Here is a 13,635-nt window from a genome sequence, read left to right on the forward strand (position 1 = left end):
CGTGCGCCATCCGCTCTTCCTCATGGGCCTTAAGCTTTCAGGTCCGTGATCCGCATAATCGCGACCACATTCCCGTCGTTGTACGCCTGCTCTTTTGTTTCCTTGTTGCAGGTCCAGACAAAATTCTTCTTGCCCGTAAAGGTCTTTCCGTCCTGCTCAAGCCGAAGCTCCCCTTCGGTGATATGGCAGATCATGGCATTCATCATCGGGGGCCCCATGGTCTTCGCCCCCGGCTGCATGATGACATCGCGCATTGAGACGGTCTTAAAGCCTGGGATCAGGGATGGTGTCTCGCCTTCATATTCACGCACCACGACACCTGGCCAAGGCGTCATATCCTTGTAACCTGTGGCTTGAGCGGCGGCTGGCTTGACCATGGCAGCCGAAGCCGCTGCCAACGCGATTCCCAGTGCGGACCTTCGATCGATCTTGCTCATCGCTTTCTCCCGACGTTACCGAACGAGCCGCCGCATAAGCAGCGCGCAAAGTTCGTGGTGAACGGTGGTACGAAACCGAAAAAGAACGGCTTCTAAGAGAGCGTGCTTGCCGATGGCACCAGTGCTGCTCGTTTGCCCAGACGGTGATTCCGGCACATCCCACTTAAGGGCAATGACATTCTACGTCGCCTGACCAGGCTGGGGAACAGGTGAAACGAAGTCTCTGCCTGCCCCACGGGAAGGTCCGGATTGGACCCCAAGCGGTCGACCCGGCATGTCCGCTAGATGTCCGCTCCTTGGGGCTGAAGCAGACTAACGGCCCGTTTGCAGGCTACATCGCCAGGGTCACCTGTTTCACTCTGCCTCAAACCAAACTCCCGCTTCGCTGAGAGCATCTACAATGCGTTCAATGTCCTCGGGATCTAGCTCACGGCCACATAGTTGGTTCAGTTCATCAAAGGTGATCTTGCCGTTCCGTTCACCAATTTCGTTAGCTCGCCGAATGATGTCCGGCACGCTCATGTTACTCTCCCTTTTGCAGCCTCCACTATACGGGGAGGGAGTCGGTTTGGCGCACCGGGAGGGAACAGTGACCTATGACGAGATAGCCGGGGGCGCCGAGCTTGTAAGGTGGTTTGGCCAGGAGCCGACCTTTCACGACGCCGAGATCCTCAGCCTGCACCTGCGCCGCAAAGGGCAAAGCTCCCTTTGTCTCCATGGCTGGATTAACACAGGTGAGGTGGGGCAGGACGGCTACTACGTGCTCGATCGGCACGCCATCGTGACGTTCACGCTCACCGAGGTCGTGGACCTGAAGCTCGACGGTTTCAGCCGCCAGAATGTCATTGGCGGGCTGGTGTTACGGCGCGCGCCTGATCGTGCCGATCGTTACGGCTACTTTAGTCCGCTCCCGCAAGACATTGAGGTCGAGCTTGAGCCTTGCTACGGCCTCGACGGCTTCATCCGGGCGCGCTCAGTTTCCATAGAATTCAAGCCAGGCAAGCCGGACGGTCAGGACGACTGATGACTGCTCTTGGCCTATCGCTGACATAGAGCGACGGTGCATCAAGGTCGTCTCCTGTGTGCATCGGTTGCGACAATTCAGGAGCGTGCATCTACCCACGCTCTCACGTCTCACTGGGCCCCGCCGAAGCGACATGTCTGGAACGAGAGGTAGAGCAGAAGTCGTCTCACTCAAGGCCGACCGCCGCCTTTGATCCATACCGGACATCCCTTGATCTGAATCAATGGGAGCTGCTCGGTGGCGCTGTTGGATTAGGCCGTGCCTCATCCCATTTGGCTGCTGCAGCAAAAAGGTGGCTTCATGAACGTAATTGATCGACGTCTGGTCCTCGCTATCGGCTTGACTTGCTTCACAGCGATCCCACCCGCAAACGCGCAATCCATATCGCCGACCGAAGCACAGCAGATTGCGGAGGATGCGTACGTTTATGGCTATTCACTCATCACAACCGAAGTTACGCGGGTGCAGATGAGCAACGTGCCAAAAGTAGAAGGCTTCACAAGCCCGACCGGACAGTTCGTCAACGTTCCCCGCTATCCGCCGGCGGATTATCGAGGCGTTTCCGCGCCCAATGCCGACACACTCTATTCGGTTGCTTGGCTTGATCTCACCGAGCCGCAAGTGTTCAGTCACCCGGATATGGGCGACCGTTTCTACCTCTTCGAGATCACTGATCTCTGGATGTCGGATTCCACGGACTCGCCGAGCAAGCGGACAGCCAGCGGAAAGGCCGCCAATTACTTGTTCACTGGCCCGGGCTGGAAGGGCGAGGTGCCGGCGGATATGAAGCACTTCCCAATGGCGACGCGCTACATGGTCATTCTCGGCCGCACCTACGCCGATGGTAGCGAGGCTGACTACAGGGCCGTCAACGCGCTGCAGGCGCAGTACAAGATCACGCCGCTTTCTGCTTGGGGCAAGCCATACGCGCCGGTAGCGCCGCCGGTGAATCCTAGTCCTGGCTTCAGCATGACCGACAAGCCGCAGACGGTCATTCTCGGCATGGGAACGGAGGGATACTTCAACCTGATGGCCCAGCTGATGGCTGCGGCAGCACCAGCGCCAGCGGCGGATGCACCGATGCTCGCGAGCATGGCAAAGATCGGCATCGCGCCCGGCAAGCCGTTCGAGATGAGCAAGCTTGATCCAGCAGTGCAGCAAGCCCTGAAGGACATTCCCCGGACAGCTCTGAAAAAGATCGAGGCTAACAAGGAGAACCTCGGTGGCGTAGTCGACGGCTGGTCGATCACAAAAGGTCTCGGTACTTACGGCCCCTCCGACTACATGAAACGAGCAGTGGTTGCGGCCTTTGGCTGGCCCGCCAACCAGGAGCGCGACGCGGTCTATCCGAATACCGAAAAAGATTCGGCAGGACAGAAGCTGACCGGTGCGAACAAGTACACCTTGACTTTCCAGAAGGGGGCGACACCGCCCGTCAACGGCTTCTGGTCCTTCACAATGTACATGATCGATCAGGGCTGGTGGTTTGTCCCCAATCCACTGAACAGGTTCACCGTCAGTATGCGCGATAATCCGAAGTTCGATGCCGACGGCTCATTGACCCTCTACTTCCAAAACGAGTCTCCGGGCGCAGACAAAGAAGCGAACTGGCTGCCGGCGCCGAAGGGCGACTTCGTCCTGATGCTGCGGATGTACTGGCCGAAGGACACTCCGCCTTCGATCATCGATGGGAGCTGGAAAGTGCCGCAGGTAGTCAAGGTCAACTGAACTAACGCGGCGGAGACTTTTACGGTCGATTCTGGCCCATCGTTGACATCGCGCGACTAGGTGTCAACGTCGTCTGCTATGCGCATAGCGGACGCGACAATGCAGGAGCATACATCTACTGCTGCTCTCGTGCCGTGGACGCAACGCGACGCTTCTGTGACCGGGCGCTGTACGAAGCGCTCGGCTCCGACACCATGGCCTGGCGCATCGGCGTGACGCTGGGCCTGGCCGGCGGCATCATCCAGGTCGCGTTCGCGCTGATCCGGCCGTCGCAGCCGCCGGCGCCGGTGCTGCGGACGGCGCAGGCGAGGTGGCGCTCGCGAACGTCAGCTTTCAACGTTTCGGGGTGCGGCCGCGGATGTGGTCAAAGCCTTGCTTGATTGCGGCGAAGCGCGCTTCGATCATCGGCTCAAATTCGAGGTCGGTGAAGATATAGGGCAAGTCCTTTTCGACGCCTTCGCGGACGAGTTCACCGACATAGTCGGGGTCTATGCCCTGAGAGATGCGCTCCCGGAGCATATTGATCCACTCGGCACGTGGGCCTGAAGTCGGCAAGGCAGGGAGCCCCCCCTCGAAGCGCTTGGGGAGATTGCGTCTCGAGTTCATGATTTGAGTGCGGATGACCCCTGGACACAGCACCGATACGCCAATCCCTCGGGGCGCGAGTTCACGCCGCAGTCCCTCGGACAGCGCGACAACGCCATACTTGGAGACGTTGTATGCATTGCTCTCTCCTGAAATGAGGCCAGCGATCGAGGCTGTGGAGACGATGTGTCCACCCTCGCCATGCTGCTCGATCAACGGCCCGAAAATCTCGATGCCCCAAATGGTCGCCATCAGGTTGACGCCCAAGGTCCAGTTCCACGACGCCTCGGTCCAGGCGCCATAAGGCCCACCGCCGCCGACGCCCGCGTTGTTGACGAGGATATGCACCTTGCCATAGCGGGCAGTCGTGGCTTCGGCGGCCGCCACGAGTTCGGCTTTGAGTGAAACGTCCGCTTTCACGCCGTCGACATCGACGTTGGTGAGCCTCAGTTGCTCGAGCGCTGCGGATAGAGCCGCTTCTTCAATGTCGCAAAGCATGACCTTCGCGCCCGCCTGGGCGAAGGCGGTCGCGATCCCCAGTCCAATGCCTGACGCTGCACCGGTCACGAACACAGTCTTTCCAGCGAGTTCCTTCACGCGCTTTCTCCCCGTGCAAGCGGACACCTTTGCCCAAAGACGCCAAGTGTCTCCGGGCGCCATATGACCGCGTTTTCGAGCGATTGGGAAGCGTGCCGGATGTCCGTTCGTGGCGCATCGTTGGCATGGAGCGACCAGATATCAACGTCATCTTCTGCGCTCGTGCCTTGGACGCAACGCGGCGCTTCCGCGACGAGGCGCTGTACGAAGCGCTCGGCTCCCACACGATGGCCTGGCTCATCGGCGTGCCGCTGGGCTCGGCCGGCGGCGTCATCCAGACGCCACGACGTTCACCTTGGCCGATGCGGCGCAGCCCGCGGGCCAGCGTTGGCCGTTTCGATGCGGGCTGCCTTCGCGCTGCGGCTTTGCGTTACCTGCAAATATGGCGGTTGCCGTCCCACCCGAGATAGGTGCCCGTCGCCGGATCGTAGGACCGATAACGCTCCGCGCAGGAACGTGAAGCAGTGCCATCCGCGCGAGCCATGGCGCTGTCCGCGCCTTGCGCAGGAGCTGCGCCGTCCGGCAACTCGAGGCCCAGCCGACCGGCCGGCGTCAGCGTGCCGTTCAGGTTGCGATTGGGGTTCTCGGCCTCGTACGTATCGGGATGGCTGCTCGCAAAGCCGGATTGCGCGTAGGCGGCGCTTGCGGTCAGGCCCGACAACAAAGCCACGGCAGCGAGAATTTTAAGTCCAGTCATGGTCCATCTCCATCATTGCCCGGTGCAATCGTGCTGCCGGTGCGAGAGGAGTTGGATCGACATCTGCGCCGAACAAGCGCGCTTGATCGCATACCCGCGACCTGGCGCGATCTCGTCGTTCAAATCCAGAAAGGATCGTTTGCTTGTGGAACGCAAAAGAATAGGCCACCGCCGCCGGGCGCACGTCTGCCTTTGCTCTCGTGCCCCGGGCACGGCGCAGCGTCACCTCGACGGTGCGCTTGCGCGCGATCGGCGAGCGACGCTGGGCTGGCTGCGGTCAGCGCTGGCCGACATCGGGTCCAATTTCAACTGAAACAGAAAGCCAGCGGGCGGTATGGACTAGCGACGTCCTGATCGCTTGAGTTCGGCGACCTTAAACCTGTTGCCGGCGGCCAGGCTGCTGCAAAACCAGTGGGCCCTGTTTCGGTGGTCGCCCAGGAAAACCCTGGTTTCAACGCAATCCAGGTAGGATTTATGGGTGATGGTGTCTCGGCACGTCGGCGAGAAAGGTCCATAGTTCAGACCGCCGCCCGACTCGCTGCATCCAACCCAGGGATCTTTGCCGCTTCGGAAGCTTGTTGCACAGCCACCGTTGCAGCTGCTGGCGACTTTCTCCAGGCTGGCAAGCCTCGCCATCGCCGAACCCGGCGCATACGAAGGCGTGCTCGCGGTTGACGTTCGAGCGGTTGACGCAGTCCGACGCGGCGCCGTTGTGTTTGCTCCCCGCTCCGACACGCGCGGCTTTGCCACCTGTTTCGGCGCGTCGACCGTGACAGGGGGAATCGTGGCGGCGGAGCCAGTCGGGATTTGCGACGCTGCCGGGGCGCACAGCAAGGCCGTTGACAAGACAGCGATGGCAGAGGGCACGACAAAGCCTGACGACAATTTCATGAGCATGTCCTTCCCAAATGCGGGACGGAGATGCCGCCCCGGTAAATGCACGGTAACATACATTTCGGATTGGGCAACCGAGGGTTGAGGAGTCGTCTGCTTATAAACTCGCCATCCACACGAAGCGTGGCCCCCTGCGGAACGGCTCTGGATTGCTCCGTCGCGAGAGCTCCTCGCAACGACGGCCTGGACAAGGAGCAGCGCGCCAACTTCGGTCTCGTGCCCCGGACGCAGTGCAGCAGAGTTGCGCACTGCAGCGCGTCCGGGACACAGGAGACTTGCCGCGAGATTCCGCTGCCTGCCGCAGCAATCGGCTCCGTGTTTTTTTCGAAAAGCGCCGGCTTCGTGAAATACGCGATCAATTTGCGATCGTACAACGAGAAGCCGCCGGTTGAGGGTCGGTGAGGTGTTCACGGACGATTGTTGTCGATCATGACCGATAGATGCAGGTCGTGAGCGACGTGAAGGCGTTTCACTTCTCCGAAACTCATCGAAGTTCCAGCGCGGTGGATCGACGAGGAAGAAAAAATCAAACAGGGGACGCCCACAATGATCGGACTGCGACGCAGGGAGTTTCTTGCGGGGACGGCCTTGCTGCTGTTCAGCGCGACGACTGTCAAAGCAGCCACAATTGCAGGGAGGTTGCCCTGGGCTCCAAATGCGGGAAATCCGCCGCCGCCAATCAAGCTTGGGCCGTGGGAGTTCTTCAACGGCGAAGAAGGCAGAGCCATGGAGGCACTCGTTGATTGCATCATCCCGCCGGATCCGGAGACGCCGGGCGGCAAGGATGCCGGCTGCGCCGTGTTCATCGACCGGCAGCTGGCTGGGCCTTACGGCCGGCAGGAGGGATTGTATGTGCGCCCACCGTTTCAGGCCGGCCTGAAGAATCAGGGCCATCAGTCGGCGAACGGTCCGGCACAGGATTATCGGGACGGTCTCGCTGCATTCGATCGTGCGTGCAAGCAGCACAGTGGTGGAAAGCCCTTCGCCGAGCTCTCCGGCGACGACAGGATCGCGCTTCTGAAGGCGGTCGAGAAGGGCGAGCTCAAGCTCGACGGCGTCGACGGCAAGGCGTTCTTCACGCAACTCGTCAAGGACGCGCAGATGGGATTTTTTGCGGACCCGATCTATGGCGGCAACCGCGACATGGTCGCGTGGAAGATGATCGGCTATCCGGGCGCGCGCTACAACTATCTCGATTGGGTGAACCGCCACAACGAGCGCTTTCCGTTGCCGCCGGTTGGCATGACCGGCAACGCGCAATGGACGAGGTCGTAGCATGTCCCGAAGGCTTCCCAGGAAAGACGTCGTCATCGTCGGTTTCGGCTGGACCGGCGCGATCATGGCTAACGAGCTGACCGACGAGGGGCTCGAGGTCATCGCTTTCGAGCGCGGTCCATGGCGCGACGCGCCGACGGATTTTCCGCCGGGCTACATGCAGGACGAACTTCGTTATCGCATCCGGCACGAGCTGTTCCTGCGTCCGGACCAGCTGACGTTCACGTTCCGCAACAAGATGGACCAGACGGCGCTGCCGATCCGGAGCTGGGGCGCGTTCATGCCTCCGAACGGCGTCGGCGGCGGGGGCGTGCACTGGAATGCCGAAATGTGGCGTTTTCTTCCATCGGATTTCGTGCTGAAGACACATCTGACCGAACGCTATGGCGCGGCGTTCCTGCCCCCGGATATGACGATCCAGGATTGGGGGATCACCTATGAAGATCTCGAGCCGCATTACGATCGCTTCGAATATCTGTGCGGCACGTCGGGGACGGCTGGAAATCTGCGCGGCAAGATCATGGACGGCGGCAATCCGTTCGAGGGGCCCCGGTCCAGGCCTTATCCGACCCCGGCGCAGGCCCAGCCGTTCAGCCATACGCTGTTCGGGAAAGCCGCGCGCGAGCTTGGCTATAAGCCGTTCCCGCAGCCTTCGGGCAATCTCTCGCAAGCCTATACGAACCCGCTGGGCATGCGCCTTGGCCCCTGCACCTATTGTGGCTTCTGCGAGTGGTTCGGCTGCGGCAATTATTCCAAGGCTAGCCCGCAAACAACCATCCTGCCGCATCTCATTCGAAAATCGAACTTCAGCCTCCGCGACAATTCAGAGGTTGTCAGGATCAATGTCGATCGTTCGGGCAAGCGCGCCACCGGCGTGACATTCGTCGACTCCAGCGGGGAGGAGTGGGAACAGCAGGCCGACCTCGTGATCCTGTCGGCTTACACGATGTTCAACGTCCAGCTTCTCCTGCATTCGCAAATCGGACAGCCCTACGACCCCGTCACCAACACCGGGGTCGTCGGCCGAAACTACACCCACCAGACGATCTCGTCGGTCAACGGCTTTTTCGACAACAAGAAGTTCAACTTCAACCCGTTCATCGCGTCAGGCTCGATCGGGATGTGTGTCGACGAGTTCAACGGCGACAATTTCGATCACGGGCCGCATGGTTTCGTGGGCGGCGGCTATGTCGGCCAGGTGCAGACAGGTGCTCGTCCGATCGAAAGCACCCTGGTGCCGCCGGGAACTCCGGCATGGGGCGCCGACTGGAAGAAGGCGGTGAAGGACAATTATCTCAGCACGGTCAAGCCCGGCACCGGTGTGCATGGCAGCTTCTACGCCTACCGCGACATCTACCTGGATCTCGACCCCGCCTATAAGGACCGGTTCGGGCGTCCGCTGATGCGGATCACGATGGATTTCAAGGAGAACGAGATCAAGCAGAACAAGTTTCTCACTGACAAGTTCGCCGAGATCATCAAGGCGATGGGCGCTGAAAAGCTCGCCGTGCAGTATCGGACCGCTCCATACGACATAACGACCTACCAGACGACGCATCTCAACGGCGGTGCGGTCATGGGATCCGATCCGAAGACAAGTGTCCTCAATAAATATCTGCAGAGTTGGGATGTCCCGAATCTGTTCGTGATGGGGGCAAGCGCCTTTCCGCAGAACGCCGGCTACAACCCGACGCTCACGGTCGGCGCGCTCGCTTATTGGTCGGCGGCCGCGATCCGGAACCAGTACCTCAAGAACCCTGGAAGGCTTGTCGATGCGTAGGATTCCTCGCGTGCGCACGTTCGCCTTGGCAGCGCTCCTTTCGGCCTCGGCGGTTTGCCGTGCCTACGCCGGCTCCCCCAGCATGCAAGAGTTCACTCAGATCGAACGCGGGCGCTATCTTTCGATCCTGTCGGACTGCGCCGGTTGCCATACCGTTCCCGGTGGCAAACCGTTTTCGGGCGGGCGGCCGATCGAGACGCCCTTCGGCAACATCATATCGCCCAATGTGACGCCCGATCTGGAAACGGGCATTGGAGCCTGGAGCGACGATCAATTCGACGCTGCGGTGAGAAAGGGTATCGGACGAACCGGTGCGCATATCTATCCGGCCATGCCGTACAATGCGTATACCCGGATGTCGCGCGACGATGTGATGGCGATCCGGGCCTATCTGAATTCGCTGGAGCCTGTTCGACAATCACGCAATGCAAACACGCTTCCGTTCCCGTTCAATATTCGTTCGGCGATGAGCGTGTGGAACGCGCTCTACTTCACGGCGGGTGAATTCAAGCCGGATCCGACCAAATCCGCCGAATGGAATCGCGGCAAGTTCATTGTCGAGGGGCCGGCGCATTGTGGAGCCTGCCACACGCCAAAGACGCTGCTCGGAGGCGATCGTGCGGATCAATATTTGCAGGGAGCAAATCTCCAGGGCTGGTCGGCGCCTGATATCACCAACAACCGACGGACCGGGCTGGGGAGTTGGACGGCAGAAGATGTCGCGCTCTACCTCAAGACGGGGCACAATCGCGCCGCCGCGGCGACGGGGCCGATGGCGGAGGCAGTCGAGCTGTCGACGTCCAGGATGAGAGACGAGGACACGAAAGCGATTGCGACTTACCTGAAATCATTGCCGGGCAATACGGATCAGGCCGGACCTGCGGCAGTGGACGCGAACGTGATGGCGGCCGGAGGTGCGATCTTCCGCGACCAATGCTCCGCCTGCCACGGAATCGAAGGCAAGGGCGTTCCACACCTGTTTCCCGCTCTCGCAGAGTCCACGATGGTGCACTCGAATGATCCCACAACGGCAATTCGAATGGTGCTCCGTGGTGCGCGAAGCGTCGGCACGAAGGCCGAGCCGACGGCACCCGGCATGCCGTCCTACGGCTGGCAGCTCGATGATCGCCAGATCGCGGCGGTGCTCAGCTTTGTCAGGAATAGCTGGGGTGGTGCCGCTGCCCCGATCGATGCAGCCGAAGTGACGCGTGTTCGGTCCGACACAGCGTTACGCAACGATTGAGTAGGCCGTCCGAGACGTGAGCGGCAAAATAAAACGGGGCCGTGAGGCCCCGTCAAAAGTCCGTAGCTTATTCCGCGATCTTACTTGATCTTCTTACTTGATCTTGGCTTCGCGGAATTCGACGTGCTTGCGCGCGACCGGATCGTACTTCTTCTTGACCAGCTTGTCGGTCATGGTGCGCGAATTCTTCTTGGCGACGTAGTAGAAGCCGGTGTCGGCCGAGGACACGAGCTTGACCTTGATGGTGACCGCTTTGGCCATGTTCAGAACCTCAGGAATGAAGGGAATCTGGAGCCGGCCAAACGGCCCGCGTTGGCCGGCAACCTAGCCAGAAACCGCCTGATGTCAAGGTTTCGAAGCGTTTTCGAGCGAAGTGGGCACCGGTTCGCGTCAAGAAAACGCGTCAAAAACAACAACCTAGAGCCCCGAACGGGGCTCTAGGGCGGAAAACCACCCAAAACGGTCCCATTACGCCTCGAAGAACCGGTTTTTCGGCCGCGGCAGGCCCAGATTCTCCCTCAAAGTGGCCCCTTCATACTCTTTGCGGAAAATCCCGCGCTTCTGGAGCTCCGGGACGACCTTGTCGACGAAGTCGTCGAGGCCGGCGGGCAGGAACGGGAACATGATGTTGAAGCCGTCGGAGCCGCGCCCGACCAGCCATTCCTCCATCTGGTCGGCGATGGTCTTGGCGGTGCCGACGAAGGACAGCCCGCCATAGCCGCCGACGCGCTGGGCGAGCTGGCGCACGGTGAGCTTGTCGCGCCTTGCGAGGTCGACCATGCGCTGGCGGCCGCTCTTGCTGGCGTTGGTCTCCGGAATCTCCGGCAGTTGCCCGTCCGGATCGAAGCCTGAGGCGTCCGTGCCGAGGATGACCGAGAGCGAGGCGATGGCGCTGTCGTAATGCACGCGGCTGTCGAGCAGCGCGCGCTTCTCCTTGGCCTCATCGACGCTGTCGCCGACCACGACGAAGGCGCCGGGAAGAATCTTGAGATGTTCGGGATCGCGGCCGATCTTCTCCATGCGGCCCTTGATGTCGGCATAGAGCTTCTGGCCGTCGGCGAGAGGCCCGCCGCCGGTGAACACGGCTTCCGCCGTCTCCGCCGCAAGCTGCCTGCCGTCCTCCGATGCGCCGGCCTGCACGATCACCGGCCAGCCCTGCACGGGCCGCGCGATGTTGAGGGGGCCGCGCACCTTCAGATATTTGCCGTTGTGGTCGAGCACGTGCATCTTCGCGGGATCGACGAACACGCCGCTTTCGACGTCGCGGACGAAGGCGTCGTCGGCGAAGGAATCCCACAAGCCCGTGACGACGTCGTAGAACTCGCGGGCGCGCTTGTAGCGCTCGGCATGCTCCATGTGGTCGTCGAGGCCGAAATTCAGCGCCGCGTCCGGATTCGAGGTGGTGACGATGTTCCAGCCCGCGCGCCCGCCGCTGAGATGGTCGAGCGAGGCGAAGCGGCGCGCGACATGATAGGGCTCATCGAAGGTGGTCGAGCCCGTCGCGATCAGGCCGATGCGCTCGGTGACGGCGGACAGCGCCGACAGCAGCGTGAACGGCTCGAACGAGGTCACGGTGTGGCTGCGCTTGAGCGCGTTGACCGGCATGTTCAGCACGGCCAGGTGGTCGGCCATAAAGAAGGCGTCGAACTTGCCGGCCTCGAGCTTCCGGATCAGCGTCTTGATATGGCCGAAGTTGAAATTGGCGTCCGGCCAGGCCCCCGGATAGCGCCAGGCGCCGGTGTGGATGCTGATCGGGCGCATGAACGCGCCAAGCTTGAGTTGCCGTTGTGCCATCGCCCCGTATCCGTTCTGGGTGTCGTTGGGGAAGACATAGGGACGCCTGGGGAGTCCGCCATCGGGGGAGGCGGGAAGATTATTTTGTTTTTCGATCAACTCTCAGCACGTTCGCGTCGAGGGGGCTACTGCCCCCGCGCCCTATGATCGAAAGCGCTCAGCACGGCGAGCGTCATCGCGGTGACGCCGGTCTGAATGGTCGGTTTCGGCACCGGGGCGAATTGCGGCGAGTGGTTGCCGGGAAGCGGCGGACCGCTGCCGTTACGCGCGGCGGCGACGCGGTCGGGCTCATAGACGCCGATGTTGAAGAACATCGAAGGCACGCCGGCGTTGACATATTCTGAATAGTCCTCGCTGGTCGTGTTTGCCGGGCTGACGTTGAACTTGTCGCCGAAGGCCACTTTCAGCACCCGCTCGGCCTGGCCGACGACCGCGGCATCGTTCATCACGGCCTTGGTCCCCTCGTCGAGATGGATTTCGGGCGCCGGCGCATCCGCCATCGCCGCCACCGCCTTCGCCGTCCGCTCGATCCCAGCCAGCATCCTGGCGCGCACCTGCGGCTTGAAGCTGCGGATCGTGCCGATCACCCTGGCCTCGTCGGGAATGATGTTGCCGGCGGTGCCTGCGTGGATCGCGCCGATGGTGACAAGGCCGAATTCGGTGGGGTCCTTTTCGCGGCTGATCACGCTCTGCACGTCGACGACGAAGCGGGATGCCATCATCACGGGATCGATGGTCGCCTGCGGTATCGCGCCATGGCCGCCGCGGCCAACGAATCTGATGAAGAGACCGTCAACATTCGACGATCCGACCCCGACCCTATAGCTCACGGAGCCGTAGGCTCCACTGCCGTCGTGCAGGGCAAAACCCGCGTCGGGCTTCGGAAAGCGGGTGAACAGGCCATCGTCGATCATCGCCTTTGCGCCCGTGACCTCTTCCTCGGCGGGCTGCGCGATGAACATCAACGTACCGTGCCACTGGTCCTTTATGCCGACCAGGGTCTTCGCTGTGCCGACCCAGCTCGCCATGTGGATGTCATGGCCGCAGCTATGGGCGACGAATGTCTCGCGGCCCTGCCAGATCTGCTTGTCGCGGCTGGCATAGGGCAGGCCGGTCTTCTCCTCCATCGGCAGCGCGTCGAGCTCGGTGCGAACCATGATGGTGGGACCGTCGCCGTTCCTGTAGATGGCGACAAGGCCGGTCTTGCCGACGTGCTCGGTGACCTCAAAGCCAATCGCACGCATCTCGGCGGCGAGTTTCGCCGCGGTCTTCACTTCCTGGTAGGCAACCTCGGGATGGGCGTGGATGTCCTTGTAGAGCGCGTCGAGCTTCGGGTATTCGCTCTCGAAGGAGGTCTCGATCGTTTGCTTCAATCTGGCGACGTCGAGCTCCGCATGGGCGGGCGGCGAGAGCAGGCCGCACAACGCCACGGAAGCGAGCAGAGGCCTTACGAACCACGTCATCCGATTCTCCAGTCGTTTAAGCGCCCATTCCCCCACCTAGCACATCTCGTCGCATCTTGCCGCGATAGAAATGGAAGAACGGCAGCGGCGTATCGGGGCGTCTCTTCGAACCAATCCG

The 13,635-nt window shown here is 61.4% G+C and carries 13 protein-coding genes and 1 pseudogene; 6 read left to right on the plus strand and 8 right to left on the minus strand.

The genetic code is table 11. From position 1 onward, the window contains the following. Positions 1–29: 29 nt before the first annotated feature. Both BJ6T_RS22045 and BJ6T_RS43785 read right to left on the minus strand, forming a co-directional pair. Positions 30–437 (minus strand): hypothetical protein, encoded by a 408-nt coding sequence (locus tag BJ6T_RS22045; RefSeq protein ID WP_014494682.1) that lies wholly within the window; start codon positions 435–437, stop codon positions 30–32. A gap of 354 nt (positions 438–791) precedes the next feature. After that, a complete protein-coding gene (locus BJ6T_RS43785; protein ID WP_014494683.1) occupies positions 792–959 on the minus strand; it encodes an RNA polymerase sigma factor region1.1 domain-containing protein in 168 nt (55 codons plus the stop codon). Positions 960–1,026: 67 nt separating this feature from the next. Here BJ6T_RS43785 and BJ6T_RS22050 point away from each other — a divergent pair, with 67 nt between their 5' ends. The 3 genes and pseudogenes from BJ6T_RS22050 to BJ6T_RS49415 all read left to right on the plus strand — a co-directional run. After that, positions 1,027–1,461 carry an Imm50 family immunity protein gene (locus BJ6T_RS22050; protein ID WP_014494684.1) on the plus strand — a complete coding sequence of 145 codons (435 nt, stop codon included), beginning with the start codon at positions 1,027–1,029 and terminating at the stop codon, positions 1,459–1,461. A gap of 258 nt (positions 1,462–1,719) precedes the next feature. After that, positions 1,720–3,189, plus strand: a complete 1,470-nt coding sequence (locus tag BJ6T_RS22055; protein ID WP_240537907.1) for a DUF1254 domain-containing protein — start codon at positions 1,720–1,722, stop codon at positions 3,187–3,189. Positions 3,190–3,356: 167 nt separating this feature from the next. Further along, positions 3,357–3,491 (plus strand): annotated as a pseudogene (locus BJ6T_RS49415) (MFS transporter); the annotation flags it as partial. 31 nt (positions 3,492–3,522) lie between these two features. Here BJ6T_RS49415 and BJ6T_RS22065 read toward each other — a convergent pair. The 3 genes from BJ6T_RS22065 to BJ6T_RS48515 form a co-directional block, all read right to left on the minus strand. After that, positions 3,523–4,371, minus strand: coding sequence for an SDR family NAD(P)-dependent oxidoreductase (locus BJ6T_RS22065; protein WP_014494687.1), 849 nt, complete (start codon positions 4,369–4,371; stop codon positions 3,523–3,525). A gap of 370 nt (positions 4,372–4,741) precedes the next feature. Then, entirely contained in the window at positions 4,742–5,068 is a 327-nt protein-coding gene (locus BJ6T_RS22070) for a BA14K family protein (protein ID WP_014494689.1), read from the minus strand. A 1,301-nt stretch (positions 5,069–6,369) separates the two neighbouring features. After that, positions 6,370–6,690 (minus strand): hypothetical protein, encoded by a 321-nt coding sequence (locus BJ6T_RS48515; protein WP_240537908.1) that lies wholly within the window; start codon positions 6,688–6,690, stop codon positions 6,370–6,372. Between BJ6T_RS48515 and BJ6T_RS22080 the strand changes: the two genes are divergently transcribed. The 3 genes from BJ6T_RS22080 to BJ6T_RS22090 are packed head-to-tail and all read left to right on the plus strand — an operon-like array spanning position 6,689 to position 10,260. Then, entirely contained in the window at positions 6,689–7,237 is a 549-nt protein-coding gene (locus tag BJ6T_RS22080; protein WP_014494692.1) for a gluconate 2-dehydrogenase subunit 3 family protein, read from the plus strand. The two genes, BJ6T_RS48515 and BJ6T_RS22080, sit on opposite strands and share 2 nt — an antisense overlap. Before the next feature lies 1 nt (position 7,238). Next, complete coding sequence (locus tag BJ6T_RS22085) at positions 7,239–9,017, plus strand: GMC family oxidoreductase (RefSeq protein WP_014494693.1); 1,779 nt, start codon at positions 7,239–7,241, stop codon at positions 9,015–9,017. 10 nt (positions 9,018–9,027) lie between these two features. After that, complete coding sequence (locus tag BJ6T_RS22090) at positions 9,028–10,260, plus strand: c-type cytochrome (RefSeq protein WP_014494694.1); 1,233 nt, start codon at positions 9,028–9,030, stop codon at positions 10,258–10,260. 93 nt (positions 10,261–10,353) lie between these two features. Here BJ6T_RS22090 and rpmG read toward each other — a convergent pair whose 3' ends face one another. The 3 genes from rpmG to BJ6T_RS22105 form a co-directional block, all read right to left on the minus strand. Further along, entirely contained in the window at positions 10,354–10,521 is a 168-nt protein-coding gene (rpmG, locus tag BJ6T_RS22095) for a 50S ribosomal protein L33 (protein ID WP_007603295.1), read from the minus strand. 207 nt (positions 10,522–10,728) lie between these two features. Beyond that, positions 10,729–12,054: an LLM class flavin-dependent oxidoreductase gene (locus BJ6T_RS22100; protein ID WP_028169885.1), complete on the minus strand. Its 1,326-nt coding sequence runs from the start codon at positions 12,052–12,054 to the stop codon at positions 10,729–10,731. 125 nt (positions 12,055–12,179) lie between these two features. Then, the gene (locus tag BJ6T_RS22105) at positions 12,180–13,517 is read right to left on the minus strand and encodes an amidohydrolase (RefSeq protein WP_014494696.1); all 1,338 of its coding nucleotides are present in this window, start codon (positions 13,515–13,517) and stop codon (positions 12,180–12,182) included. Positions 13,518–13,635: the final 118 nt, after the last annotated feature.

Origin of the sequence: Bradyrhizobium japonicum USDA 6, from assembly GCF_000284375.1 — a bacterium.
Lineage (GTDB): Bacteria > Pseudomonadota > Alphaproteobacteria > Rhizobiales > Xanthobacteraceae > Bradyrhizobium > Bradyrhizobium japonicum.

Bases quoted from the DNA above. Each gene is read 5' to 3' on its own strand.
- BJ6T_RS22045 (WP_014494682.1), bottom strand. From the start codon at position 437: ATGAGCAAGATCGATCGAAGGTCCGCACTGGGAATCGCGTTGGCAGCG.
- BJ6T_RS43785 (WP_014494683.1), bottom strand. From the start codon at position 959: ATGAGCGTGCCGGACATCATTCGGCGAGCTAACGAAATTGGTGAACGG.
- BJ6T_RS22070 (WP_014494689.1), bottom strand. From the start codon at position 5,068: ATGACTGGACTTAAAATTCTCGCTGCCGTGGCTTTGTTGTCGGGCCTG.
- BJ6T_RS22080 (WP_014494692.1), top strand. From the start codon at position 6,689: ATGGAGGCACTCGTTGATTGCATCATCCCGCCGGATCCGGAGACGCCG.
- BJ6T_RS48515 (WP_240537908.1), bottom strand. From the start codon at position 6,690: ATGGCTCTGCCTTCTTCGCCGTTGAAGAACTCCCACGGCCCAAGCTTG.
- BJ6T_RS22085 (WP_014494693.1), top strand. From the start codon at position 7,239: ATGTCCCGAAGGCTTCCCAGGAAAGACGTCGTCATCGTCGGTTTCGGC.
- rpmG (WP_007603295.1), bottom strand. From the start codon at position 10,521: ATGGCCAAAGCGGTCACCATCAAGGTCAAGCTCGTGTCCTCGGCCGAC.
- BJ6T_RS22100 (WP_028169885.1), bottom strand. From the start codon at position 12,054: ATGGCACAACGGCAACTCAAGCTTGGCGCGTTCATGCGCCCGATCAGC.
- BJ6T_RS22105 (WP_014494696.1), bottom strand. From the start codon at position 13,517: ATGACGTGGTTCGTAAGGCCTCTGCTCGCTTCCGTGGCGTTGTGCGGC.